Below are 23531 nucleotides of genomic sequence, written 5' to 3' on the forward strand. Positions count from 1 at the left end.
TCTGCTTGGCCAGCTTGCCGGACAGGGTGCCGTCGTGGATGCGGGCGACCCGCGTATCACCACGTAAATCGGCAGGCTGGCCGTCATACCGTCAACACATTGCATTATCCACTGATAAAAACTGCAATCGCGCCTTCCACGGTACACGTCCAGGAAAACTCAGTCTCGGCGGCAGGTGTGCCGTCGTGCCGCCAGGACATCACCTCAACCGATACGTCCGTCAGAAAACTATCGTTACTGAGTCGGTTGTTCGCCCGATCCTGAAGTAGGGTGGCGGCACCTGGCTGCAGGCGCTGCGCGCGCGTGGTTACGGTCATAAACGACTGGGTCGAGCCGTGCGCGGTGGCCACAACAACGGGCTCCCGCACGATGACCAGCTGGCTTCCCAGTCCCTCGCTTGCCGCTCCGCACAGCAGCGATTGCAGCGGCAGGGTCGTCTTGCCCTGACGGTCCGTCCTGTCCCGTCCGGACAGGAACAGAAGCCAGGTCTGGGAGCAGGCATTCCCGAATCCGAAGATGTTGCGTTTGGCATGGTAAGCGTCAAGACGTGCCGAAAAGCTATGACGCTGGAATCGCTCGATGAATTCGAGCCGAACGTCCTGGGGCAGTCCGACGAATTCGTCATGCAGCTTCGCGAGGGATTTTTCGTATTTGTCGTGCATGGCGTGTCACCTTTGTTACAAGGGCTTTTATTGGAATGCCGGAAATGAATCGACCCGACTCTCCCTCTGCCGCCAAGCGGCGTTATACAGCGCTGACTTCGCTGCGACGGCGCGCTGCGAAGCCGACCGGCCCCAGCCCGCCCAGCAGCAGGGCCCCCGTTCCGGGTTCCGGAACGGCAGCGGCATCAAAGCTTACGCTCGCAAGGATCCCCGCGCTGCTGATGTGGACGCCTGTTGCCAGTGGCGCGCCGAAAATCCCATTATCCGTGTCGTTGATAATCAGGCTTAGCGTATTCAGCCCCGTCAGGAATCCGCTTGTGACCACGACATTCTGGATCCCGTTTCCGAATGTGAAAGTAAACGGATCGTTCGATCCTCCCGGAATGAGCGTCATGAAGCCCGAGCCTGGTCCGAAAATGCCGGCGTTGCTGATCATCGTGCCGTTGAGCAGCAGGACGCCGCGATCGTCCGCGGCCATGCTCTCAATGGTCAACGAGGTGTTGCTGAATCCGATCGGCAGCACGAAATCATGGGTGACGGTGTAGACGCTGGGGCTTCCAGCCGTGGCAGTCGAGCTGAAGCTTGCGTCGATCACGGTCGCGAACGAAGGTGCCGCAAAAAGCGGCGCGATGGCAATGAATGCGGTGCGAAATTTCATGGATACCTCCCTTTGAATGGTTATGCCCGTTTGTCATGGTGGTTTTGGGATTAATTGCAGTCGCCCGCGACGATTGCTTGCTTGCCTGGGTATGCGTTTGCGGGGGTGTTGTGATGGTTCGCATACGAGGACGGTGTTTCCGCGTCGGTGCCCTTCTCATCGTCAGGCCGGGCGGGATTCCCGGCTTCAGGCGCACCTTCGAAATATCCGCCATTGAGGTATTCGTGCTTGTACGGTGTGTCTTCCGCGCCTGCCGGGCCCGCGAGGCCAAGCAGGGCGAAGCAAAAAACAATTCGTGCGGTATGCATGGTGTGCCTCCTTAAAGTTCGACTGGTCAAGACCGGTGATCGAACTATAGGGAGGCACCTCTCACGGATGGCTCACGGATGGCGAAATGCCCTGCTGCGGGATCAGCCTTTGGCCTGCTCCGCCAGGGACTGGGTGCGGGCGCTCGGATTGACGCCCAGGACGATGGACAGCATCTCGCGGCAGCGCCGGAACGCTTCCAGAGCCTGGGATTGCTCGCCATGCGCCAGGAGGGTCGTCATGAGGCGCTGGGTGATGACCTCGGCCAGGGGCTCGATTTCCAGCGCGCGCCGGAAAACGGATACGGCCGACTGCCAGTCTGCCGCCTGCTCCAGGCTGTCACCGTAAGCCAGCGCCAAGCGGATATAACGGCTGCGCAGGCGTTCGCGGCGCGGGAGCAGCCAGACGGCCGCGTCCTCGCTGCCGAGAAACGGCCCGGCGTAATGCGCCATGGCCCGTTCGCACACCGCCGGGGCGCCGTCGCCGCGGATCCGCTCGGCATTCCCGGACAGGCGCTCGAATGCCCAGATGTCGAGCCAGCAGTGTTTGTCGTTGAGGCTGAGTTTGCCGTCGTGAGTCAGGATGGCCGCCTCGTTGCCGAGCAGTTTGCGCAGGCGGGAGAGCGTCATGTCCAGGGCGTGCCGGCTATCCTCCGCATCGTCCGCCCACAGCGATTGCGCCAGGGTCGTCGCGGACACCCCGCGTCCGCCGTGGGCGGTCAAGGCCTTGAGCAGTTGCAGTGGGCGTTTCTGGGCCTTGCCGGCACAGACGACGGGCTGGTCGTCGAGCAGCACGGCAAAGCGGCCCAGGGTAAAGACGCGTACCGGCCAGGGCCAGGCGTCGCTGGCGGGCGATTCCGGCAGCAGCCCGCGGCGGCGGATCAGGCGGCGCACGTAGTCGACCTCGATGCCGGCCTCCAGTGCGCGGGCGCAGAGCGGGGCGACAAGCTGGGGCAGCCAGAAGGGAAACAGCGCCATGGAATCGATCCGGCGGCCTGCCGCAAGGGCGCGTTGCAAGGCGGCGAGACCCTGCGCGTCGGCGCCCTGTTGCAGCGCGATATAGGCTTCAAGCAGCCCGGCCTGGAATGCGATCTGCGGGCTGGGGAAACGCTGCGCGAATTCAAGCGGCCTGGACAGGTACGCGTGTGCAGCTTCCGTCTGGCCACTCAGCGCCAGCGCCTGACCCCGCAGTAGGTCGGTGACCATCAGGGGGAAATAGGCGCCGGTCGTCTGGACGCGTTCGCTCAGGCCATCCGTTGATTTCAGCGCGGCGGCGGTATCCCCCCGCATGAGTTGGATGCCGGCGCGCAGGTAGTTGAAATGATGCACATCCAGCGCCCAGAGTGGGTTGAGCAGGGGTTCCATCGCGTCCAGTGCCTGCTGGGCGCGCAACGGGTCGCCGCAGACCGTGGCCGCATAGACATTCTGTGCCAGCAGCAGGTTGTCCAAGAGGTGGGCACCGGTCGTTCTCGCCGTTTCCAGCCCTTCGGCCACCCAGTTGCGGCAATCTTCCGCATTCAGGTCGGCCCAGGCCAGGTATGCGCGGCAGATGCAAAACAGGATGTAGCCAAGCGGGTGATTTTCCTGAAGCCGCGGCGGGAGCGACAGGCCGGCAAACCAGGTGCGGGTGTGCGTCACGCTGTCTCCCCGCCAAAGGGCGTGCAGCGTGATGAAGTAGGCGAGGGGGCCAAAGTGGCGTGGCGAGGGCAGGGCGAGAATCAGGGCTTCGGCTTTAGGCTGCCAGGTGTGGATGAGGGGATGAAAAGGCGCGCTGATCAGAAGGGCGCTGCCGGTGCCGAGGAGTTGCGCCTCGGCTTCCGTATTGGCGGGCTCGGGGTGCAACTTCTGCAGGTGGTCCAGTTCCTCCAGCCAGGCGGGAAGCTGATGGTATTCGCTCCAGGGGACAGCGTAGGATTCGACAATGGCAGCCCAGGCGAGGAAGGCGCCATCGATCATTCCCCTAGCCTTGAACAGGCGCCAGGCCGGTTCCAGTTGCGCGCGCGCCTGTTTGGGGTCGTGCAGCCGGAGGATCGAGCCGTGCCAGAAAAGCAGCCAGGGATCGCCCTGCCGTACTGCATCGGGGAGACATTCGAGCCACTGCCGCAGGGTCGCCATGCGACCTTCGGCCATCCAGGCTGGCGCCTGGATGCGCAGCAGCGCGGCCAGCGCTTTCCAGTCCTCGGCATCCGCCAGCAATCCCGCCGCGGATTCACTTTCGCCGTCCTGTTCGAGCTGCAGGGCGGCCTGCCGCCGCAATGCCTGCACTTCGCCGGCCGGAAAGTCGCGCGTCAGGCGATCGAGAAGGAACGCCCGCAGCAGCGGGTGAAATTGATACCGGGCTGTTCCGCCCCGGCCGTGCCGGGTGGTCAGAAAGGATTGCCGGGCAAGGCGGGACAGGATCGCCTGCGTATCGGAACGCCCGGAAAGCTGCGCGGCCAGTGCAGGCGTGACGAAGGGGGGCAGGGCGACCTTGGCGAGAAAGCCGCGCAGGTCCGGATCCAGCTTTTCGTAAATCTCGCCACTCAGGTAATCGAACAGGAGCGCGTCGCCGGCAGGCAGATCGGGCCGGTGCTGATCGGGCGGCAGGCGCATCAGCAGCACCTGGAGTGCGGCCCATCCATGGCTGGTCGCATGCAGCACGGCGGCCCGCTCGGGGGGCATGCCCCAGCGTTCGGCCAGTTGGGCGCTCTCCGCCGCGGACAGGCGCAAGTCGTCCCCGCCGATCAAGACACTGTAGGCATAGGCGAAATGCCGCCGTAGCGAAGCGGGCGCTTCGTGGCGGCTGGCAACAACGATGAGGCTGCCGCCTGGCAGCAGGTCGAGGGCAATGTCGAGCAGACGATGCAGAGGGGCCGTGTCGGAAATTTCCTGGTAATTGTCCAGCACCCAGACGCATGGCTGCTTCCAGCCCTGGAACAGGCGGGTGAAATAGCGCCGGGCGAATGCCTCCGGCGCCATCAGGTTTTCCGGGGTGGCAGCAGGCAGACGGCTGCGCGAAACCTGCCTGGCGGCAAGGCTCAGGTAGTGAAAAAACGTGCCGAAGTCATGGTCGCCGGCGTCAACCTGATACCAGATGGCAGGTCGCTGACGTGCCCTGATCCAGCCGGCCAGCAGCGAGGTCTTGCCGGCGCCGGCCGGGGCGACGATCCAGGCCAGCTTTCCCGTGAGTGCGGCATCGAGCCGCTGGTAGAGACGTTCCCGTGCCAGCAATCCCGAAGCATCGGGCACTGCCAGCTTGCCGAGCGGCTGAATCCGGACCATTTCACCCTCCCCAGGGGTTATTTTTGGGGAGTGTATAGCGCCAGCCAGCCCGGCTCAACGCGGGCGGTTTCGTGCCTCAACCCGTCAGTTTTTTGCGGAGCGACTCGTTGACCTGCGCCGGGTTGGCCTTGCCCTTGCTGGCCTTCATGACCTGGCCGACCAGCGCGTTGAAGGCCTTTTCCTTGCCGGAACGGAATTCCTCCACCGACTTGGCATTGGCGGCCATGACTTCGTCGATGATTTTTTCCAGTTCGCCGGAATCGGACATTTGCTTGAGGCCGCGCGCCTCGATGATGGCGTCGACTTCGCCTGCGCCTTCCCACAAGCCTTCGAACACCTGCTTGGCCAGCTTGCCGGACAGCGTGCCGTCGTGGATGCGGGCGATCAGCGCGCCGAGATGGGCGGCGGAGACCGGGCTCTGTTCGATGCCCAGATCGGCCTTGTTGAGCGCGGCGGAGAGTTCGCCCATCACCCAGTTGGCGGCGAGCTTGCCCTGGCCGCAGGCTTTGGCGGCCGCTTCGAAGTAGTCGGCGAGTGCGCGCGAACCGGTCAGCACGGCGGCGTCGTAAGGCGAGACGCCGTATTCGGACTGGAAGCGCGCCTGCATCGCGGCCGGCAGTTCGGGCAGCGTGGCGCGCACCTGCTCGATCCAGTCTTCGTCGAGCTTGACCGGCAGCAGGTCGGGATCGGGGAAGTAGCGGTAGTCGTGCGCGTCTTCCTTGCTGCGCATCATGCGCGTCTCGCCGCTGTCGGGGTCGAACAGCACGGTGGCCTGCTCGATGCGGCCGCCGTCTTCCAGCGTTTCGATCTGCCAGCGCACTTCGTAGTCGATCGCCTGCTGCAGGAACTTGAACGAGTTGAGGTTCTTGATTTCGCGGCGGGTGCCGAACTCGGCCTGGCCGACCGGGCGCACCGAGACGTTGGCGTCGACGCGGAAGCTGCCTTCCTGCATGTTGCCGTCGCAGATGCCGATCCAGGTCACCAGCGTGTGCAGCGCGCGCGCGTAGGCGACCGCCTCGGCGCTGGAGCGCATCTCCGGTTCGGAGACGATTTCCAGCAGCGGCGTGCCGGCGCGGTTGAGGTCGATGCCGCTCATGCCGTGGAAATCTTCGTGCAGCGATTTGCCGGCGTCCTCTTCCATGTGAGCGCGGGTGAGATTGATGGTGCGCTCGCTGTCGCCGACCTGAATGGTGAGTGCGCCGCCTTCGACGATGGGCTTGGCCAGCTGGCTGATCTGGTAGCCCTTGGGCAGGTCGGGGTAGAAGTAGTTCTTGCGGTCGAACACGTTGATGCGATTGAGCGTGGCGCCGATCGCCAGGCCGAATTTGATCGCGCATTCCACCGCGCTCTTGTTCAGCACTGGCAGCACGCCGGGCAGCGCGATGTCGACCGCGCTCGCCTGAGTGTTGGGCGCGGCGCCGAAGGCGGTGCTGCTGCCGGAGAATATTTTGGAACGGGTGGCGAGCTGGGTGTGGACTTCCAGGCCGATAACGGTCTCCCACTTCATTTCAAACCCTCCGGTTGGCGAGTGTGCCAGTCGGTGACGCGCTGGTATTGATGGGCGACGTTGAGCATTTTCGCCTCGCTGAAGTAATCGCCGACCAGTTGCAGGCCGATCGGCAGGCCCTTGCCGTCGAAGCCGCAGGGCAAGCTCATGCCGGGCAGACCGGCGAGGTTGGCGGGAATGGTGTAGAGGTCGTTCAGATACATTTCCACCGGGTCGTCGGATTTCTCTCCCAGCTTGAACGCGGTGCCGGGCGCGGTGGGGCCGAGGATGACATCGCAGGTCTTGAACGCCGCGTTGAAATCCTCGGCGATCAGGCGGCGGATTTTTTGCGCCTGCAGGTAATAGGCGTCGTAGTAGCCATGCGACAGCACATAGGCGCCGATCAGGATGCGGCGTTTGACCTCTGCGCCGAAGCCCTGCGCGCGGGTCTTGCAATACATGTCGTCGAGGTTGCCGTATTCGGGCGCGCGGTAGCCGTAGCGCACGCCGTCGAAGCGCGACAGGTTGGACGAGGCTTCGGCCGGGGCGAGCACGTAATACACCGGGATCGCGAGTTTGGAGTTGGCAAGCGAAATCTCGACCGTGGTGGCGCCGAGCTTTTTCAATTCGCTGACGGCCGCTTCGACGGCGGCGGCGACTTCGTTGTTGAGCCCTTCGGCGAAAAACTCCTTCGGCAGACCTACACGCAGACCGCTCAAGGGTTTGTCCAGATCGCGTGTGTAATCCTCTTTGTCGCGCTCGAGGCAGGTCGAGTCCTTGGGATCGAAACCGGTCATCACGTTCAACAGCAGCGCACAGTCTTCGGCTGACGGCGCCATCGGTCCGGCCTGGTCGAGGCTGGAGGCGAACGCGATCATGCCGTAGCGCGACACCAGGCCGTAAGTCGGCTTGAGGCCGGTGATGCCGCACAAGGCGGCCGGCTGGCGGATCGAGCCGCCGGTGTCGGTGCCGGTGGCGGCGGGCGCCATCCGCGCGGCCACACACGCCGCGGCACCGCCGGAGGAGCCACCGGGTACGTAAGCGGTATTCCAGGGGTTTTTCACCGCGCCGAAATAAGACGTTTCGTTGCTTGACCCCATGGCGAACTCGTCCATGTTGGTCTTGCCCAGGCTCGGCATGCCGGCGGCCTTGAACTGCTGGATCACGTGCGCGTCGTAAGGCGCGACGAAGTTGTGCAGCATTTTCGAACCGCAGGTGGTGAGCCAGCCGTCGGTGCAGAAAATATCCTTGTGCGCGATCGGCACACCGATCAGCGGACCGGCCTGGCCGGCGGCGATCAGCGCGTCGGCGGCGGCGGCTTCCAGCAGGGTTTTTTCGGTGTCCAGCGTGATGAAGGCATTGATCGACGGATTCAGCGCGGCAATGCGGTCGAGATACTGCTGGGCAAGCTCGCGGCTGGAAACCTGCTTGGCCTTGAGTTGCGCGGCCAGGGCGGTGAGTGAGGTGGCGGACATGGTTTAGTCGATGACCTTGGGCACGAGGTAGAGGCCGTTTTCGACGGCGGGCGCGATGGCCTGAAAGGCGGCGCGGCGGTCGGTTTCGGTGGCGACGTCTGGGCGCAGGCGCTGGTAGACCTCCTGGGCATGCGCCATCGGACTGACGCCGGACGTATCCACAGCCTGCATGGTGGCGATCAGGTCAAAAATGCTGTTGAGCTGGGTTTGCGTGGCCTGCGCTTCGGCATCGCTGGTTTCGATGCGGGCAAGGCGGGCGATGCGTTTGACGTCGTCCGTTGTAAGGGACATGAAAACACCTGGTGGCTTACGGTAATGGAGCCCGGTAGGTTATCATAGCCCCCTTGTTTTTTCTGCCCTTTCGCCCGCCTGGCGCGGGCGTCGCCGCCACCATGTTCAAGTTCCTGACCAGCTATTTCTCCACCGATCTCGCCATCGACCTGGGTACTGCAAACACGCTGATTTATGTGCGCGACCGCGGCATCGTGCTGGACGAGCCCTCGGTGGTGTCGATCCGCACCGACTCGGTGGGCGGCAAACGCACCGTACAGGCGGTGGGCGCAGAGGCCAAGCAGATGCTGGGCCGCACCCCGGGCAACCTGCAGGCGATCCGGCCGATGAAGGACGGCGTGATCGCCGACTTCACCGTCACCGAGCAGATGCTCAAGTATTTCATCAAGAAGGTGCACGACACCCGAATGTTCCGCCCCAGCCCGCGCATCATCATTTGCGTGCCGTGCGGCTCGACCCAGGTGGAGCGCCGCGCGATCCGCGAGTCGGCGATCGGCGCCGGTGCGCGTCAGGTGTATCTGATCGAGGAGCCGATGGCGGCGGCGATCGGCGCCGGCCTGCCGGTGGCCGAAGCGACCGGCTCGATGGTGGTCGACATCGGCGGCGGCACCACCGAGGTCGGGGTGATCTCGCTCGGCGGCGTGGTGTATGCCAATTCGGTGCGCGTCGGCGGCGACCGCATGGACGAGGCGATCATCAATTATATCCGCCGCAATTACGGCATGCTGATTGGCGAAGCGACCGCCGAACAGATCAAGAAAAAAATGGGCTCGGCCTTCCCCGGCGCCGAGGTGCTGGAAATGGAAGTCAAAGGCCGCAGCCTGGCCGAAGGCGTGCCGCGCAGCTTCAACGTGTCGTCCAACGAAATTCTCGAAGCGCTGACCGAGCCGCTCAACGCCATCGTCAGTGCAGTCAAGCAAGCGCTGGAACAGACCCCGCCCGAACTCGGCGCAGACATCGCCGAAAAAGGCATGGTGCTGACCGGTGGCGGCGCGCTGTTGCGCGACCTCGACCGCCTGCTGATGGAAGAAACCGGCCTGCCGGTGATCGTCGCCGACGATCCGCTGACCTGCGTGGTGCGCGGCTGCGGACGCGCGCTCGAAGAAATGGACAAGCTGGCGTCGGTGTTCACCAACGAGTGAGCGTCGCAACGTGCAGTCAGGCTGACGGAGGTCGTTGATGGCGGCGTCGGATCAGCTCATGTTCGCGCGCCAGCTTGGCGCGACCGCCCGCCTGCTGATCTGGCTGCTGGTGGGGGTGGCCTGTGTGGTCGCCGATTCGCGTTATCACGCGCTCGACAGCCTGCGCAGCGGTTTGTCGCTGATGTTGCAGCCGGTGCGCGAAGTCTTGCGCGTGCCCGCCGATGCCGCCGCCGAGCTGGGCGGTTTTTTTACCCGTCACCGTCAGCTGCAAACCGAGCGCGACGCTTTGCGCGCGGAACGCGCGCGGTTGTGGGTGAGCGTCAACGCCGCCCGCGAGATCAGCCGCGAAAACGCCGAGCTGCGTGCTTTGCTGCAGTTGCAGCAGCGTCCGGGCCAGCGGGTGGTACACGCCGCCCTGTTGTATCGCGGCCATGACTGGTTCGTCCAGCAGATGATGCTGGATCAGGGCGCGGCGGCGAAACTGCGCAGCGGCCTGCCGGTGGTCGATGCGCGCGGTCTGGTGGGGCAGCTGAGCCAGGTCTACCCGGGCAGCAGCGAAGTCACCCTGGTGAGCAATCCCGAGCAATTGACCCCGGTGGTTATCGAGCGGACCGGCCAGCGCGGCCTGGCGGCGGGCAATGGGCGTGGCCAGATGGAATTGCGCTACATGCCGGGCCATACCGACGTGCGGATCAATGACCGCCTGCTGACCTCCGGCATCGACCGGGTCTATCCGGCGGGGATTCCGGTCGCACGCGTCACGCGCGTATCGCATTTGCAATCCGGGCCGTATCTGCGGGTGGCCGCCGTGCCGCTGGCGGGGCTCGACCGCGCGCGTGCCGTGCTGGTGCTGCTGGCCGAGCCGCCGCCGGTGCAGGCGCCGCTGCCACCGCCTTCCGGAGCCGGGAAACCATGAGCCCCACACATTCGAGCGGCAGCTGGCGCCGCATTCTGGGCAGTCTGGCGCTGGCGCTGGTGCTGGAACAATTGCCGTGGTCGGGCTGGACGTTGGCGCTGCGGCCGGATTTTCTGCTGATTGGCGTGTTGTTCTGGGTGTTGCATCAGCCCGCGCGGATCGGTTTCGGCGCTGCTTTTCTGGCCGGCTTGATGGCGGACTTCCAGAATGGCGGGGTGTTCGGCCAGCATGCGATGGCCTATGTGGCCGGCGTGTATCTGGTGCTGTTCCTGCGCCTGCGGCTGTTGCAGTTCGACCCGCTGCGTCAGGCAGCCCAGCTGTTCCCCATTTTCCTGCTGGTGCAGTTGCTGTTGCTGCTGGTGGGCTGGCTGGCCGGGCATCCGCCGATTGAACTGGCCGTCCTGTTGCCGGTGGCAAGCAATACCGTGATGTGGTTCGTACTGGCGGGCGTGCTGCGGCTATGGCATGGCAAGGGGATGCAGGATCGGGCATGAGACGGCCTGCCCCACTGAAGAATCTGGATCGCGAGCTGGCGCGCTTTCACGGGCGCCTGAAGGCAGGCGCAGGCTTTGTGGCCCTGCTGGCGACGGTGTTGCTGGCGCGCGAGTTTTACCTGCAGATCACGCAGCATGCGTTCTACACCGGCCGCGCCGAAAGCAACCGCATTTCGCTGGTGCCGATCGCGCCCAATCGCGGGCTGATTCTCGACAGCAAGGGCCGCGTGCTGGCGGAAAACTATTCCGCCTACACGCTGGAAGTCACCCGCGCCCATATCCACAATCTGGAAGCCACCCTGACCGAAGTGGGCAAGCTGATCGAGATTACGCCGGGTCAGCTGCGGCGCTTCCGCCGCCTGCTCGCCGAATCGCACGAGTTCGAGACGGTGCCGCTGAAAAGCAAGCTGACCGACGAGGAAGTGGCGATTCTGGCGGCCAACCGCTACCGCCTGCCCGGAATCGAGGTCAAGGCGCGGCTGTTCCGCAACTACCAGGCGGGGCCGGGAATGGCGCATGTGGTGGGCTTCATCGGCCGCATCAACGACCGCGACCTCAAACAGTTGCGCGAATCCGGGCGCGAAAAGAACTACCAGGGCGGTGCGCACATCGGCAAGACCGGGCTGGAGCAGAGCTACGAAACCCTGCTGCACGGCCGCACCGGTTTCGACCAGATGGAAACCGATTCCGGCGGCCGTGCGGTGCGGGTGTTGTCGCGCATTGCGCCCGTGCCGGGCAAGGATCTGCGGCTCTACCTCGACCGCGAACTGCAGGAAGTGGCCGAACACGCGTTCGGCGACTATCTGGGCGGCCTGGTGGCGCTCGATCCCAATACGGGCGGGGTGCTGGCGCTGGTGAGCAAGCCCGGGTTCGATCCCAACCTGTTTGTCGACGGTATCGACCCGGTGACCTGGAAATCGCTCAACGAATCGCCTGATCGGCCGATGGTCAACCGCGTGCTGCGCGGGATTTATCCGCCAGGCTCGACGATCAAGCCTTTTATGGCGATGGCCGGACTGGAGCTGGGGCTGCGCAAACCCGAGGATGCGATTGTCGACCCCGGTTATTTCAGCCTGCCGCGCAGCCGCCACCAGTACCGCGACTGGAAAAAGGGCGGCCACGGCGTGGTGAACCTGAGCAAGTCGATCGCGCAGTCGTGCGACGTTTACTATTACCGGCTGGCGGTCGACATGGGAATCGACCGCATGCACGACTATCTGGCGCAGTTCGGCCTGGGTGAAAAATCCGGCATTGATCTGGACGGCGAATCGGCCGGCCTGCTGCCGTCGCGCGAGTGGAAGCAGCGTCGCTTCAAGCAGGTCTGGTATCCCGGCGAAACTGTGATTGCCGGTATCGGTCAGGGGTATCACCTGACCACGCCGCTGCAGCTGGCTGTGGCCACCGCCATGATCGCCAACGGCGGCCAGCGCATCGAGCCGCGTCTGGCGCAGGCGGCGCGCGACCCGCTGACACGCACCTGGCAAACGCTGCCGGCGCCGGCGCGTACCCGACTTGCGATCGATCCGCAGAATCTGGCAGCGGTGCGCGAAGGCATGGTCGCAGTGACGCACCCGGGCGGTACCGCTTCCCGCGCCGCTGCCGGTGCGGTCTACACCATCGCCGGCAAGACTGGCACCGCGCAGGTGGTGGGCATCAAGCAGGGCGCGCGCTACGATGCAGCGAGCCTGGCGCGCAAGCATCGCGACCATGCGCTGTTCATCGCCTATGCACCGGCCGAAAATCCGACCATCGCCATTGCCGTGATGGTTGAAAACGGCGAGCACGGCGCGACCACGGCCGCACCGATTGCGCGCGCAGTGATGGACTTTTATCTGACCGGGAAACGTCCCGGCGCCATGACTCTGGGAGGGAACGATGCCACCGACTAGCCGTCACTGGATCGTGCGGCGCCTGCAACACCTCGACGGCATTCTGCTGACCCTGGTGCTGTTGCTGCTGGGCGTCAGCCTGGCCGTGGTGGCGAGCGCATCGGGGCAGAGCCCGGCGCGCATCAGCGGCCACCTCATCAACATCGGCCTGGCACTGTCGGTGATGGTGGTGATGGCCAATGTGCCGCCGCATATCCTGTCCAAGGTCGGGCCGCCGCTGTATGTGGCGGGCGTTGTGCTGCTGGTGGGGGTGGCGCTGTTCGGGGAAATCCGCAACGGCGCGCGGCGCTGGCTCAATCTGGGCTTCGCGTTTCAGCCCTCCGAACTGCTGAAACTGGCGCTGCCGCTGATGCTGGCCTGGTACTTTCAGCGCAACGAAGCGGTGCTGCGCAGCAAGCATTTTCTGGTGGGCGGGGCGCTGCTGCTGGTGCCCTTCCTGCTGATTTTGCGCCAGCCCGATCTCGGCACCGCCCTGATGCTTGGCGCCTCGGGGTTTTATCTGCTGTTCTTTGCCGGCTTGCCGTGGAAGGTGATTGCCGGCGGCGGGCTGCTGGGCGCGGCGAGCCTGCCGGTGGTGTGGGGTTTCATGCACGACTACCAGCAGCGCCGCGTGCTGACCCTGCTCGACCCGACCTCCGATCCGCTGGGCGACGGCTACCACATCATTCAATCCACCATCGCGATCGGCTCGGGCGGGCTGTTTGGCAAGGGCTGGGCGCAGGGCACGCAAAACCAGCTCGATTTCATTCCCGAGCGCACCACCGACTTCATCTATGCCGTGTTCGGCGAGGAGTTCGGCTATGTCGGCACGATTCTGCTGGTGGGGCTGTATCTGGCCATCGTCGCGCGCGGCCTGATCATCGCGGCGCGCGCGCCCACCTTGTTTGGACGCTTGATGGCGGCGACGCTCAGCTTGAACCTTTTCACCTATGCCTTCGTCAATATGGGCATGGTGTCGGGCATTTTGCCGGTGGTCGGCGTGCCCTTACCGTTGATGAGCTACGGCGGCACTGCGCTCATCACCCTGCTGCTGGGCCTGGGCATTGTGATGAGCGTGGCGACGCATCGCCAGCTCAATAAAACCTGACACGGTAAAATGCACGGATGAAAACAATCCTGACTTCGGGCGTGGTTGCAGTAGCGCTGTCTCTGGCCGGCTGCAGCAGTAGCCCCAGCGTGACGGGCAAGCCTGCGACGCCGGCCAAAAGCGCGAAAGGCGGCGGCTACTATCTCGACGACGGCCCCGAGTCCTCGCCGCCGCCCAACCTCGCCGCCATCCCGGACGCGGTGCCGCGCGATGAGCCGCTGCACCGCTTTGCCAATCGCCCCTACGAAGTGCTGGGCAGCCGCTATGTGCCGCAGACCGAGCGCCGCAGCTTTAGCCAGGAAGGCGTGGCGTCGTGGTACGGCAAGCGCTTTCACGGCAAGAAAACCGCCTCGGGCGAGCCCTACGACATGTATGCCATGACGGCTGCGCATCCGACCCTGCCGATCCCGAGCTATGTGCGGGTGACTTCGCTGGCCAACGGCCAATCCGTGGTGGTGCGGATCAACGACCGCGGGCCGTTTCACAGTCAACGCATCATCGACCTGTCGTACACCGCTGCGACCAAGCTGGGCTATATCAGCCAGGGCAGCACCCGGGTGCGGGTAGAGGGCCTTGATCCCGCCGCTTACGACACGACCGGCGAGGCGATCGGGCAGGGCGTCTATCTGCAGGTGGGCGCGTTTTCGAGCCCCGGCAATGCACAGCAACTGCTGGATCGACTGATGCGCGAACTCGAACTCGACAGCGGGCAGACACGCGTCGTGCTGACGGGCAAGCTGCATCGGGTGCAGCTGGGCCCGTATGCCAGCGACGATGTCGCGCAGGCCGAGCGCGCCCGGGTGCAGGAGCGTCTCGCGCTCAACGCCATTCTGGTCCGACGGGATTGAGCGGGCCATGGGCATGAAGCGATTTGGTCTCGGCGTGATCGGCCTATTTTTCGCGTTCGCGGTATCGGCCGCGCCGGTGGGGATGGGCGCGCGGGCGTGGGTGTCGATCGATCAGGCCAGCGGGCGTGAGCTGGCGGCGCATCAGGCCGATCTGCCGCTGGCGCCAGCCTCGCTGACCCAGTTGATGACGGCCTATGTGCTGCTCGGCGATATCAAGAAAAACAAGCTGAGTCTGGGCGAATTGCTCACCGTGCCGCCTGCCGCCGAACAGGTCGACGGCGCGCGCGTGTTCCTCAAGGCGGGCGAGCAGATCAGTGTCGACACCCTGCTGCAGGCCATGCTGGTGCAGTCGGCCAGCGATGCCGTACTCACGCTGGTGACAGCGGCCGACGGCAGCGAAGCAGCCTTTGTCGCGCGCATGAACCGTGAAGCCAAACGTCTCGGCTTGAGCAAAACCCGTTTCATGAATGCCACCGGCCTGACCGAGCCGGGACACGAGTCGAGCGCGCGCGACCTGGCCCTGCTCGGGCGCGCGCTGGTGCGGGACTTCCCCAATCGCCTGGCGTTCTTTGCGCAGCAGGAACTGGTCTTCAAGGGCATCACCTATTACAACGCCAATCGCCTGCTGTGGCGTGATCCCACGGTGAACGGGCTGAAAGTCGGCCGCACCACGCAGGCCGGCTACTGCGCGGTCATCTCGGCCACGCGTGGCGACCAGCAGCGCATCGCAGTGGTGTTGGGGGCGCGTACCGATGCCCAGCGCACGCAGGATGCGCTCAAGCTGCAGAACGATGCATTCGAGAATTACGACAGCGTGCGCCTGTACCGCGCCGGTCAGAGCGTCAAGGTGATCAAGCTCTACCGCGGTTTGAGCGACAGCGTGGCGCTCGGTTTTGCGCAGGATTTCCATCTGCTGATTCCGCACGGCAGCGCCGCCCGTCTCAAGGCTGAAGTCATCACTCAGCAACCGGCGCTGGCGCCGGTCAACAAAGGGCAGCGCATGGGCAGCCTGCGGCTGACATTGGACGGCAAGCCGCTGGGCGATTTCGCTCTGGTCGCGCTGCAGGACGTGGGCGTGTCCGGCATTTTTGGCCGCGCCTGGGACTCCCTGCGGCTGATGGTGGAGTGATCCTAAAAACCGCAGTTGACCGCTCATCGCTTTCGTAAATACCGTATGAATACAGAATTGATCGCCTTCGATACCATTCATCTTATTGGGCGAGTCCGCTACGCACCCGATGTCACGCCTGCTCGTGCGTCTGCCTTTGTCGCACCTCCTTGCGGGCCCCGGCCCGCGGCGTCGTTGCTTCGCGGCAGACACCCGACCAGACGCACCCTCGGGCGCGTCCAACTGCGGTTTCTAGGATGATGGCGGTGTATCTGGATGGCCGCTTCATGCCGCTGGCCGATGCCAGGGTGTCGGTGCTGGACCGTGGCTTCGTTTTCGGCGATGGCGTGTACGAACTGGTGCCGGTGTATTCGCGCAAGCCCTTCCGGCTGGAAGAACACCTGCGTCGCCTGCAGCACAGTCTCGACGGCATCCGCCTGGCCAATCCGCACGGCGTCGCCGTATGGCGCGAGTTGATCGAACAATTGATCGCGCAGCAGGATTTCGACGACCAGTCGGTTTACCTGCAAATCACGCGCGGGGTGGCGCCGCGTGACCACGCGTTTCCAGCGGGCGTGGCGCCGACCGTGTTCATGTTTGCGCAGCCGCTGGTGAGTGCAACGGCTGAACAAAAATCGGCCGGTGTGTGCGCCATTACCGCGCCCGATATCCGCTGGGGGCGCTGCGATATCAAGGCCATTTCGCTGCTCGCCAACGTGCTGGCGCGGCAGCAGGCGGTGGAAGCCGGCTGTGCCGAAACCGTTATGCTGCGCGACGGGTTTTTCAGCGAAGGGGCGGCGAGCAACATTTTTGTGGTGAAAGACGGCGTGCTGCGGGCACCGCCGCCGTCCCGTCTGATTCTCACCGGCATCACTTATGACGTGGTGCTGGAACTCGCGGCCGCGCATGGCATTCCGGCCGAGCTGCGGGCGATCAGCGAAGCCGAATTGCGTGATGCTGACGAGTTGTGGATGACCTCGTCGACCAAGGAAATCATGCCGATCGTAAGCCTCGATGGCGCGCCGATCGGCGATGGCAAGCAAGGACCGATGGCGCGGCAGATGGATGCGCTGTACCAGCAATTCAAACAACAGGTGATGCGCGCATGAGCGAGGAAACCCTGCTCGATTTTCCGACCGATTTTCCGATCAAGATCATGGGTGAACGACGCGACGATTTTGCGCAGGCGATGGTCGAACTGGTGCTGCGCCACGCGCCCGATTTCAGGCCCGAAACGGTCGAGATGCGGGCGTCGAGCAAGGGTAATTTCCTCTCCGTGACCTGTACCGTGCGCGCTACCTCCAAGGCGCAGCTGGATGCGTTGTATCGGGAGATCACCGCGCACCCATGGGTGAAGATGGCGCTTTGATGGTGAGCGGAGAGCGGCAAGCGGTGAGCGGCGAGGCGATCGTTCGGCGCTTGGGACGGGTCGAGTACGAGCCGACCTGGCGGGCCATGCAGGATTTCACCGCGCAGCGCACGCCCGACACGTCGGACGAACTCTGGCTGCTGGAACACCCGCCGGTGTATACCTTGGGCCAGGCGGGCAAGCCCGAGCATCTGATTGCAGCCACCGACATTCCCGTGGTGCCGATCGATCGCGGCGGCCAGATCACCTATCACGGGCCGGGGCAGGTCGTCGCCTACGTGCTGGTCGACCTGCGGCGGCGCGGTTACGGTATCCGCGAGCTGGTGACGCGCATGGAGCAGGCGGTGATTGACGCGCTGGCCGCGGTGGGCGTAAGCACCGAGCGGCAAACCGGCGCGCCGGGCGTGTATGTGGCGGGCGCAAAAATCGCCGCACTGGGGCTGCGGGTCAAGCACGGCTGCACCTACCATGGTCTGGCGCTGAATGTGGACATGGACCTGCGCCCGTTCGCGGCGATCAATCCCTGCGGCTATGCCGGGATGCGGGTGACGCAATGCCGCGACCTCGGCGTCGATTCAAATGTGACAGCATGGGCGCAGCGGCTGGAACAGGCGTTGCGCCGCACGATCTATTCTTGACCGGTTTAGTCGGTTATTAGTATTCTTGCAGCTTCTATTGGAGTTATTTATGACCACCGACACCCTGCCGTCCGACCCCAAGCTGCTGATGCGCTCGATTATTCAGCGTATTGCCACCGGCCCTGATCTGTCGAAAGACATCAGCCGCACCGAGGCGCATCTGGGCACCAAGGCCATCATCGACAACGTCATCGATCCGGTGCAAGTGGGTATTTACTTCATTGCGTTGCGGATGAAGCGCGAGACCATGGACGAGAACCGCGGCGTGCTCGATGCGGTGCTGGAAACCACGCGCCGCGTGACGGCCGAGGTGGACGAAGTGGTCGATATCGGCGACCCCTACGATGGCTATACCCGCTGTCTGCCCGCCGCGCCCTTCCTGGGCCCGCTGCTGGCCGAATTTGACGTGCATGTGGTGTCGCATGGCCTGGACAAGGTCGGCCCCAAATACGGCGTAACGGCGCGCCACGTGCTGGAAGCGGCTGGGGTGCCGGTCAACCTGTCGCCCGCCGAAGCGGCCGCGCGCCTCTCCGATCCTGCGCTGGGCTGGACCTACGTCGACCAGGCACATTCCAACCCCGGCATGCACAACCTGATTCCGTTGCGCACCCAGATGATCAAGCGCCAGGTGCTGACCACGGTGGAGGTGCTGTCGAAGCCCATCGCCGGCAAAAAATTGACGCATTTCGTGACCGGCTACGTGCACAAGCCCTATCCGCCGGTGTACGCCGACCTCGCGCGGGTGGCTGGATTCGACACTGCCTGCATCGTACGCGGCGTCGAGGGCGGGGTGATTCCGTCGCTGCGCCAGACCGGCAAATATTTCCACTACCACGATCGCGCCGAGGAAATCGAAGCCAGCATCGATCCGGTGGCGCTCGGCATCGACCAGCCGATACGCGCCGTGCCGCTACCCGGCAGCGTGGCGGGTGAGGCGGGCGAGGACGAAATCGTCGCCGCCATCGATATCAAGGCCACCGCGCATGCCGCCGCCGAGGCCGGCATTCTGGCGCTCAAGGGCGACAAGGGCGCAACCTACGATTCGCTGGTGCTGGCCGGTTCGATCATCCTGCACCACGTCGGCAAGGCAGCCAGCGTGGCCGATGCGGCGGCGCAGATCCGTGCGGTGCTGGATTCCGGCCGTGCCGTGGCGCGGGTGAAGTGATGGCCGAATATGTCGCCATCGCCGCTGCCGACGAACTCAAGCCGGCGCAGATGAAACGCGTCGTCGTCGACGGCAGGAAGCTGCTGCTGTGCAACGCCAACGGCACGCATTACGTTGTCGACGAAATGTGCAGCCACGAGGATTATTCCCTCTACCTCGGCTGCATCAAGGACGGCAAGATCAAGTGCTCGCTGCATGGCAGCTACTTCGATCTGACCACTGGCCAGCCCACCTGCGATCCGGCCGACGAGCCGATCAGGACCTACCCGGTGAAAATCGAGGCCGGACAGGTCTGGGTCAAGGCTTGATTATTTGGGCGTTGATTGTTTGAGTAGATCGCGGATCGTCTGCTCGATCTCCGGGTGGTCGAACTCGCGTCCGCCCATCGCCCGGTAAACTACGCGCCCCTGCGGGTCCACGATGTAGCTTGCGGGTAGGCCCAGCACGTTCCAGGCGTGGGAAACCGTGCTGTTGTGGTCGAACAGGATGGGGAAGGTGGGCGCTGGATCCAGTTGTCCGGTAAATGCGAATACCTGATCGGGTTCTTCTTGCTGGTTGACGGCCAGAATGACAAAAGGCTGGTCTTTGAGTCGCTGCGCCAGTCGCTCCATGGAAGGCATCTCTCGGCGGCAGGGCGGGCACCAGGTTGCCCAGAAATTGACCAGCACCACTTTGCCGTGATGATCCGACAGCTTGACCGGCTTGCCGTCCAGATCGGGCAGGGTGAAATCGCTGGCGGGCCTGGCTGGTTTAAGTGAAGTGAAACTGTGGCTCATTTCCGGCAGCGGCAGCGCTGCCTGGGCGCTGCCCGCAAGGCACAGTGCGATCCCGAAGCTAAGGAGCAAGCGGCGGCTTGTCGGGTGCGCAGACCAGGTTTTCCATTTTGCCGCGGTAGTGTTTGCCATGATGTTTCCATGAGTAAAGCAGATCGAAATGCGAACCGGGCGGCAGTTGTATCGTGGTGAAACCCTGCGCCCAGTCGCTCGCGTCAAAACTTGCGGCGGCGGGCAGGATCGACCAGCCGAAATCCGAGCCGAACGCTTTCCATTCGGCGATCCACTCGGGTTTGGTCTTGGGCCGGTGCTGCGTGCCGTCCGGCGTGACGGCGCGCCAGTCCGCCACCTGGTAATCCAGCGTGCTGCCGGACCTGTTCTGCGCCACGCTGCCAAACACACAATAGCCGCGCATGCTGTCCACCACGGCGGGCGGCAGGTTGCGCGAGGAATAGAGTGCTGCGACATATTCCGGCAATAACTGGATGAGTTCGAGGCTGAACCCCCGATCTACCTTTTTCCACGCCAGCAAGCCGCTTTCCGGGTCGCGATTCTGTGTCAGCTCTGCGGCATGAACGGCAGGAACCAGCAGTAGTGCGAGTGAAAAAGTGAAGCAAGAGAGGGCGGGTGCGCATTGCATGCGTGAATAGTAATCGCTTGCCTGACCGTGTCCAGATTCCCCTGTCGGGCGCGGGGCGGGACGCCCAGTCAACTCGGTTAAAATGGCATCTTTAGTGAGGACGCTATATGGCCGATCCCATCCAGCATAAAGGCGCAGCCAAAACCGCGCGCATCCCGATCAAGATCGTGCCGCAGGAACGCATGCGGCTGCCGCCGTGGATTCGCGCCAAGGCGCCGAGTCTGCCGAATGTCGGGCGGCTGAAAGGCATCCTGCGCGAGGCCAAATTGCACACCGTGTGCGAAGAAGCCTCGTGTCCGAATCTGGGCGAATGCTTCGGCCACGGCACCGCGACCTTCATGATCCTCGGCGACCTGTGCACGCGGCGTTGCCCCTTCTGCGACGTCGGTCACGGCACGCCGCTGCCGCCCGATGTCGACGAGCCGCGCCATCTGGGCGAAACCATTGCGACGATGGCGCTGAAATATGTCGTCATCACCAGCGTCGATCGCGACGATTTGCGCGACGGCGGCGCGCAGCATTTCATCGACTGCATTCGCGCCGTGCGCGAGCTGTCGCCGGCGACGCGGATCGAAATCCTGACCCCCGATTTTCGCGGCCGCCACGAGCGCGCACTCGACATTTTCGATGCCGCGCCGCCTGACGTGATGAACCACAACCTGGAAACCGTGCCGCGTTTGTACAAGGCAGCGCGCCCGGGCGCCGACTACGCACATTCGCTCAAATTGCTGAAGGATTTCAAGATGCGCCATCCCGACGTGCCGACCAAGTCCGGGCTGATGCTGGGGCTGGGCGAGGAAGACGATGAGATCCTGCAGGTGATGCGCGACCTGCGCGCGCACGATGTCGACATGCTGACGCTCGGGCAATACCTGCAGCCGTCGCAACACCACTTGCCGGTGCTGCGCTTCGTGACGCCGGAGCGTTTTGCCCAGTTCGAGCAGGAAGCACTGGCGATGGGTTTCAAGCACGCGGCGTGCGGGCCGATGGTGCGTTCGAGCTACCACGCCGACCAGCAGGCAGCGGGCGTCTGAGGCCTATTTCAACAGCCGCTTGCGCGTCAGCGCCAGCGCGATGACGTAACCCAGACTGCCGTAGATCAACAGGGCCGCCACGTGCAGCGCAACGCTATTGGGCACGCGGCCGATCACCAGCGGCCGCGCCAGATCGATGGCGTGGGTGAGCGGCAGCCAGGCCGACACGCTTTGCAGCAGTGGCGGCAGTTGCGTCACCGGGAAGAACACGCCGCACAGCAGCACCATCGGCGTGATCACCAGTGTGAAGTAATACAGAAAGAAATCGTAGCTCGGCGACACCGCGTTCATCACCAGGCCCATGCCGCCGAAGCAGAAGCCGACCAGTGCTACCACCGGGATGATCCACAGCGTCATCCAGAAATTGCCGAACAGCCCCAGCCCCCAGATCACCGCCAGTATCGCCACGCCGGAGAGCAGGCTTTTCGACGTCGCCCAGGTCAGTTCGCCGAGCATGATGTCGTCGAGCGTCATCGGTGCGTTGAGAATCGCATCCCAGGTGCGCTGTACGTGCATGCGCGAGAAACTCGAATACAGCACTTCGAAAGTGGCGGCGTTCATCGTGCTGTAAGCCACCGTGCCTGCGGCGAGAAAGCTCAGATACGACATGCCGTTGATGTCCGGCAGCAGGCTGCCGAGGCCGAAGCCGAGGCCCAGCATGTACAGCATCGGATCGGCCAGGTTGCCGAGGATGGACGGGATGGCGAGCTTTTTCCACACCAGGTAGTTGCGCTGCCATACCGGTATAAAGCGCCACGACAGCCGGGGCAAGCGCAGATGCTTAATCACGCAGGTCTCTCCCGGTGAGTTTGAGAAAGACGTCTTCGAGGTTGGACGGCCGGTGGACGTAGCGCAATGCAGGCACTTCCTTCAGCGCATCGATCACGCTGTCGGGGGTGGCGGTGTAGCAGAACAGGGTTTCGCCGACCGATTCATGGCGCAGGCACAGCGTGGCCGCGTGTGCGCGGGTCCAGTCGGCCAGGCCTTCGCCGAACACTTCGACCACGGCCGGCTCGATATGCGCTTCGATCAGCGCGCGCGGCGCACCTTCGACGACCCTGCGGCCGTGATCGAGGATGGCAAGGCGATCGGCCAGCCGCTCGGCCTCGTCCATGAAGTGAGTGGTCAGCACGATGGTTTTGCCTTCGGCGAGCAGGCGGCGCAGGCCCTGCCAGATCAGATGGCGCGCCTGCGGATCGAGGCCGGTGGTGGGTTCGTCGAGAAACAGGATATCGGGGTCGTGCACCAGCGCGCGCGCCAGCGTGAGCCGCCGTTTCATGCCGCCCGACAGCTGCGCAATCTGCGCGTCGGCCTTGTTTGCCAGCCCGGCGAACTCCAGCAGCATGGGCACGCGCGCGGTGACTGCAGCTTTACTCATGCCGAAATAGCGGCCATAGGCGAGCAGGTTTTCGCGTACCGAAAAATCCGGGTCGAGGTTGTCCAATTGCGGCACCACGCCGACCTTCATGCGCGCTTCGCGCGCCCTTTGCGGCACGGCGATGCCGGCCAGCTCGATGCTGCCGCTGTCGGGGTCGGTGAGGCCGAGCAGCAGGCGCAGGGTGGTGGTTTTGCCGGCGCCGTTCGGGCCCAGCAGGCCGAAACATTCGCCGCGCCGGACATCCAGGTCGAGGCCGCGCACCACTTCGGTGTCGCCGTAGGTTTTGGTAAGGCCGCGCACTTTCAGCATGGGCAGGCTTCCAGAAACGCCTGCTTCAGTTCACCCAGTTTGCCGTGAAAAAAATGTCCGGCATCGGGGATGACCTTGGTCGCAAGCTGCTGTTGCTCCGCCCAGCGCTGCATCGCTTCGGGGGCAATCAGCTCGTCGGCATCGCCATAGATCAGCACGCTGTCAGGTGGCACCGGGTCGAATTCATACATCGTGACGGCGGGGGCGACCAGGATCAGGCGGCGCGCGTCGAGTTGCTGGCGCAGGCGGTGCTGCACGAAGGCGCCGAAAGAGAACCCGGCCAGCACCCAAGGCAGGCCGGGATAGGTCGCTTCAACGAAACGGGCGGCGGCGAGCAGATCCTCGGTTTCCCCCCTGCCGGCGTCGAACAGGCCATCGCTCATGCCGACCCCGCGAAAGTTCGGCCGTACGCTGACCCAGCCCGCCTCGTTGGCAGCTTTGGCCAGCGTGGTGACGACCTTGTTTTCGAGACTGCCGCCATGCAGGGGATGCGGATGCGCCACCAGCAACAGGCCGCGGCGCTGGCCTTCGGGATCGTCGACCACGGTTTCCAGCTTGCCGACGGCGGTGGGGATGCGGAGTTTGTAGCGTTTCACGGGAGGG

General features: G+C 64.3%; 25 protein-coding genes. 13 read left to right on the forward strand and 12 right to left on the reverse strand.

Annotated features, from left to right (window positions below):
• Positions 1-104: 104 nt before the first annotated feature.
• The 7 genes from IV098_RS01760 to gatC form a co-directional block, all read right to left on the reverse strand.
• Positions 105-662, reverse strand: coding sequence for a hypothetical protein (locus IV098_RS01760; RefSeq protein ID WP_296885836.1), 558 nt, complete (start codon positions 660-662; stop codon positions 105-107).
• Positions 663-744: 82 nt separating this feature from the next.
• The gene (locus tag IV098_RS01765) at positions 745-1320 is read right to left on the reverse strand and encodes a PEP-CTERM sorting domain-containing protein (RefSeq protein WP_296885838.1); all 576 of its coding nucleotides are present in this window, start codon (positions 1318-1320) and stop codon (positions 745-747) included.
• Positions 1321-1370: 50 nt separating this feature from the next.
• Entirely contained in the window at positions 1371-1628 is a 258-nt protein-coding gene (locus IV098_RS01770) for a hypothetical protein (protein ID WP_296885840.1), read from the reverse strand.
• Between the two features lie 102 nt (positions 1629-1730).
• Positions 1731-4886 carry a BTAD domain-containing putative transcriptional regulator gene (locus tag IV098_RS01775; RefSeq protein WP_296885842.1) on the reverse strand — a complete coding sequence of 1052 codons (3156 nt, stop codon included), beginning with the start codon at positions 4884-4886 and terminating at the stop codon, positions 1731-1733.
• Positions 4887-4962: 76 nt separating this feature from the next.
• A complete protein-coding gene (gene gatB / locus IV098_RS01780) occupies positions 4963-6393 on the reverse strand; it encodes an Asp-tRNA(Asn)/Glu-tRNA(Gln) amidotransferase subunit GatB (RefSeq protein WP_296885844.1) in 1431 nt (476 codons plus the stop codon).
• Positions 6390-7847, reverse strand: coding sequence for an Asp-tRNA(Asn)/Glu-tRNA(Gln) amidotransferase subunit GatA (gene gatA, locus IV098_RS01785; RefSeq protein ID WP_296885846.1), 1458 nt, complete (start codon positions 7845-7847; stop codon positions 6390-6392). The genes gatB and gatA overlap by 4 nt, the downstream gene beginning before the upstream one ends.
• Positions 7848-7850: 3 nt before the next feature.
• Positions 7851-8138 carry an Asp-tRNA(Asn)/Glu-tRNA(Gln) amidotransferase subunit GatC gene (gatC, locus tag IV098_RS01790; RefSeq protein ID WP_296885848.1) on the reverse strand — a complete coding sequence of 96 codons (288 nt, stop codon included), beginning with the start codon at positions 8136-8138 and terminating at the stop codon, positions 7851-7853.
• 101 nt (positions 8139-8239) lie between these two features.
• Between gatC and IV098_RS01795 the strand changes: the two genes are divergently transcribed.
• The 12 genes from IV098_RS01795 (at position 8240) to IV098_RS01850 (ending at position 19102) form a co-directional block, all read left to right on the forward strand.
• Positions 8240-9280 (forward strand): rod shape-determining protein, encoded by a 1041-nt coding sequence (locus IV098_RS01795; RefSeq protein WP_296886318.1) that lies wholly within the window; start codon positions 8240-8242, stop codon positions 9278-9280.
• Between the two features lie 37 nt (positions 9281-9317).
• Complete coding sequence (mreC, locus tag IV098_RS01800) at positions 9318-10196, forward strand: rod shape-determining protein MreC (protein WP_296885850.1); 879 nt, start codon at positions 9318-9320, stop codon at positions 10194-10196.
• A complete protein-coding gene (gene mreD / locus IV098_RS01805) occupies positions 10193-10690 on the forward strand; it encodes a rod shape-determining protein MreD (protein ID WP_296885852.1) in 498 nt (165 codons plus the stop codon). Before mreC ends, mreD begins: the two co-directional genes overlap by 4 nt.
• Complete coding sequence (gene mrdA, locus IV098_RS01810) at positions 10687-12579, forward strand: penicillin-binding protein 2 (protein ID WP_296885854.1); 1893 nt, start codon at positions 10687-10689, stop codon at positions 12577-12579. Before mreD ends, mrdA begins: the two co-directional genes overlap by 4 nt.
• On the forward strand, positions 12566-13666 hold the full coding sequence (gene rodA / locus IV098_RS01815) for a rod shape-determining protein RodA (RefSeq protein WP_296885856.1): 1101 nt from the start codon (positions 12566-12568) through the stop codon (positions 13664-13666). The genes mrdA and rodA overlap by 14 nt, the downstream gene beginning before the upstream one ends.
• A gap of 17 nt (positions 13667-13683) precedes the next feature.
• Positions 13684-14514, forward strand: a complete 831-nt coding sequence (locus tag IV098_RS01820; RefSeq protein WP_296885857.1) for a septal ring lytic transglycosylase RlpA family protein — start codon at positions 13684-13686, stop codon at positions 14512-14514.
• Positions 14515-14521: 7 nt separating this feature from the next.
• On the forward strand, positions 14522-15643 hold the full coding sequence (locus IV098_RS01825; RefSeq protein WP_296885859.1) for a D-alanyl-D-alanine carboxypeptidase family protein: 1122 nt from the start codon (positions 14522-14524) through the stop codon (positions 15641-15643).
• A gap of 239 nt (positions 15644-15882) precedes the next feature.
• On the forward strand, positions 15883-16731 hold the full coding sequence (locus tag IV098_RS01830; protein ID WP_296886319.1) for a D-amino acid aminotransferase: 849 nt from the start codon (positions 15883-15885) through the stop codon (positions 16729-16731).
• Positions 16728-16991 (forward strand): DUF493 domain-containing protein, encoded by a 264-nt coding sequence (locus tag IV098_RS01835; protein WP_296885861.1) that lies wholly within the window; start codon positions 16728-16730, stop codon positions 16989-16991. The genes IV098_RS01830 and IV098_RS01835 overlap by 4 nt, the downstream gene beginning before the upstream one ends.
• Positions 16970-17629, forward strand: coding sequence for a lipoyl(octanoyl) transferase LipB (gene lipB / locus IV098_RS01840; protein WP_296885863.1), 660 nt, complete (start codon positions 16970-16972; stop codon positions 17627-17629). Before IV098_RS01835 ends, lipB begins: the two co-directional genes overlap by 22 nt.
• 49 nt (positions 17630-17678) lie before the next feature.
• Positions 17679-18794: an anthranilate phosphoribosyltransferase gene (locus tag IV098_RS01845; RefSeq protein ID WP_296885865.1), complete on the forward strand. Its 1116-nt coding sequence runs from the start codon at positions 17679-17681 to the stop codon at positions 18792-18794.
• Positions 18794-19102, forward strand: a complete 309-nt coding sequence (locus IV098_RS01850) for a non-heme iron oxygenase ferredoxin subunit (RefSeq protein ID WP_296885867.1) — start codon at positions 18794-18796, stop codon at positions 19100-19102. The genes IV098_RS01845 and IV098_RS01850 overlap by 1 nt, the downstream gene beginning before the upstream one ends.
• On the opposite strand, the gene IV098_RS01855 is transcribed toward IV098_RS01850, so the two are convergent.
• Positions 19103-19639 (reverse strand): TlpA disulfide reductase family protein, encoded by a 537-nt coding sequence (locus IV098_RS01855; protein ID WP_296885869.1) that lies wholly within the window; start codon positions 19637-19639, stop codon positions 19103-19105.
• Positions 19629-20099: a hypothetical protein gene (locus IV098_RS01860; protein ID WP_296885871.1), complete on the reverse strand. Its 471-nt coding sequence runs from the start codon at positions 20097-20099 to the stop codon at positions 19629-19631. The genes IV098_RS01855 and IV098_RS01860 overlap by 11 nt, the downstream gene beginning before the upstream one ends.
• Before the next feature lie 215 nt (positions 20100-20314).
• Here IV098_RS01860 and lipA point away from each other — a divergent pair, with 215 nt between their 5' ends.
• The gene (gene lipA / locus IV098_RS01865) at positions 20315-21241 is read left to right on the forward strand and encodes a lipoyl synthase (protein WP_296885872.1); all 927 of its coding nucleotides are present in this window, start codon (positions 20315-20317) and stop codon (positions 21239-21241) included.
• A gap of 3 nt (positions 21242-21244) precedes the next feature.
• On the opposite strand, the gene IV098_RS01870 is transcribed toward lipA, so the two are convergent.
• The 3 genes from IV098_RS01870 to IV098_RS01880 are packed head-to-tail and all read right to left on the reverse strand — an operon-like array spanning position 21245 to position 23524.
• Positions 21245-22030, reverse strand: a complete 786-nt coding sequence (locus tag IV098_RS01870) for an ABC transporter permease (protein WP_296885874.1) — start codon at positions 22028-22030, stop codon at positions 21245-21247.
• Positions 22023-22928 (reverse strand): ATP-binding cassette domain-containing protein, encoded by a 906-nt coding sequence (locus IV098_RS01875; RefSeq protein ID WP_296885876.1) that lies wholly within the window; start codon positions 22926-22928, stop codon positions 22023-22025. Before IV098_RS01875 ends, IV098_RS01870 begins: the two co-directional genes overlap by 8 nt.
• Positions 22922-23524, reverse strand: coding sequence for an alpha/beta hydrolase (locus IV098_RS01880; RefSeq protein ID WP_296885879.1), 603 nt, complete (start codon positions 23522-23524; stop codon positions 22922-22924). Before IV098_RS01880 ends, IV098_RS01875 begins: the two co-directional genes overlap by 7 nt.
• Between the last annotated feature and the right edge of the window lie 7 nt (positions 23525-23531).

The organism is Thiobacillus sp. (assembly GCF_018780105.1).
Lineage (GTDB): Bacteria > Pseudomonadota > Gammaproteobacteria > Burkholderiales > Thiobacillaceae > Thiobacillus.

What these genes read in the sequence shown, in the direction of transcription:
- IV098_RS01760 (WP_296885836.1), bottom strand. Translation starts at nt 662, where the DNA reads ATGCACGACAAATACGAAAAATCCCTCGCGAAGCTGCATGACGAATTC.
- IV098_RS01765 (WP_296885838.1), bottom strand. Translation starts at nt 1,320, where the DNA reads ATGAAATTTCGCACCGCATTCATTGCCATCGCGCCGCTTTTTGCGGCA.
- IV098_RS01770 (WP_296885840.1), bottom strand. Translation starts at nt 1,628, where the DNA reads ATGCATACCGCACGAATTGTTTTTTGCTTCGCCCTGCTTGGCCTCGCG.
- IV098_RS01775 (WP_296885842.1), bottom strand. Translation starts at nt 4,886, where the DNA reads ATGGTCCGGATTCAGCCGCTCGGCAAGCTGGCAGTGCCCGATGCTTCG.
- gatB (WP_296885844.1), bottom strand. Translation starts at nt 6,393, where the DNA reads ATGAAGTGGGAGACCGTTATCGGCCTGGAAGTCCACACCCAGCTCGCC.
- gatA (WP_296885846.1), bottom strand. Translation starts at nt 7,847, where the DNA reads ATGTCCGCCACCTCACTCACCGCCCTGGCCGCGCAACTCAAGGCCAAG.
- gatC (WP_296885848.1), bottom strand. Translation starts at nt 8,138, where the DNA reads ATGTCCCTTACAACGGACGACGTCAAACGCATCGCCCGCCTTGCCCGC.
- IV098_RS01795 (WP_296886318.1), top strand. Translation starts at nt 8,240, where the DNA reads ATGTTCAAGTTCCTGACCAGCTATTTCTCCACCGATCTCGCCATCGAC.
- mreC (WP_296885850.1), top strand. Translation starts at nt 9,318, where the DNA reads ATGGCGGCGTCGGATCAGCTCATGTTCGCGCGCCAGCTTGGCGCGACC.
- mreD (WP_296885852.1), top strand. Translation starts at nt 10,193, where the DNA reads ATGAGCCCCACACATTCGAGCGGCAGCTGGCGCCGCATTCTGGGCAGT.
- mrdA (WP_296885854.1), top strand. Translation starts at nt 10,687, where the DNA reads ATGAGACGGCCTGCCCCACTGAAGAATCTGGATCGCGAGCTGGCGCGC.
- rodA (WP_296885856.1), top strand. Translation starts at nt 12,566, where the DNA reads ATGCCACCGACTAGCCGTCACTGGATCGTGCGGCGCCTGCAACACCTC.
- IV098_RS01820 (WP_296885857.1), top strand. Translation starts at nt 13,684, where the DNA reads ATGAAAACAATCCTGACTTCGGGCGTGGTTGCAGTAGCGCTGTCTCTG.
- IV098_RS01825 (WP_296885859.1), top strand. Translation starts at nt 14,522, where the DNA reads ATGGGCATGAAGCGATTTGGTCTCGGCGTGATCGGCCTATTTTTCGCG.
- IV098_RS01830 (WP_296886319.1), top strand. Translation starts at nt 15,883, where the DNA reads ATGGCGGTGTATCTGGATGGCCGCTTCATGCCGCTGGCCGATGCCAGG.
- IV098_RS01835 (WP_296885861.1), top strand. Translation starts at nt 16,728, where the DNA reads ATGAGCGAGGAAACCCTGCTCGATTTTCCGACCGATTTTCCGATCAAG.
- lipB (WP_296885863.1), top strand. Translation starts at nt 16,970, where the DNA reads ATGGGTGAAGATGGCGCTTTGATGGTGAGCGGAGAGCGGCAAGCGGTG.
- IV098_RS01845 (WP_296885865.1), top strand. Translation starts at nt 17,679, where the DNA reads ATGACCACCGACACCCTGCCGTCCGACCCCAAGCTGCTGATGCGCTCG.
- IV098_RS01850 (WP_296885867.1), top strand. Translation starts at nt 18,794, where the DNA reads ATGGCCGAATATGTCGCCATCGCCGCTGCCGACGAACTCAAGCCGGCG.
- lipA (WP_296885872.1), top strand. Translation starts at nt 20,315, where the DNA reads ATGGCCGATCCCATCCAGCATAAAGGCGCAGCCAAAACCGCGCGCATC.
- IV098_RS01875 (WP_296885876.1), bottom strand. Translation starts at nt 22,928, where the DNA reads ATGCTGAAAGTGCGCGGCCTTACCAAAACCTACGGCGACACCGAAGTG.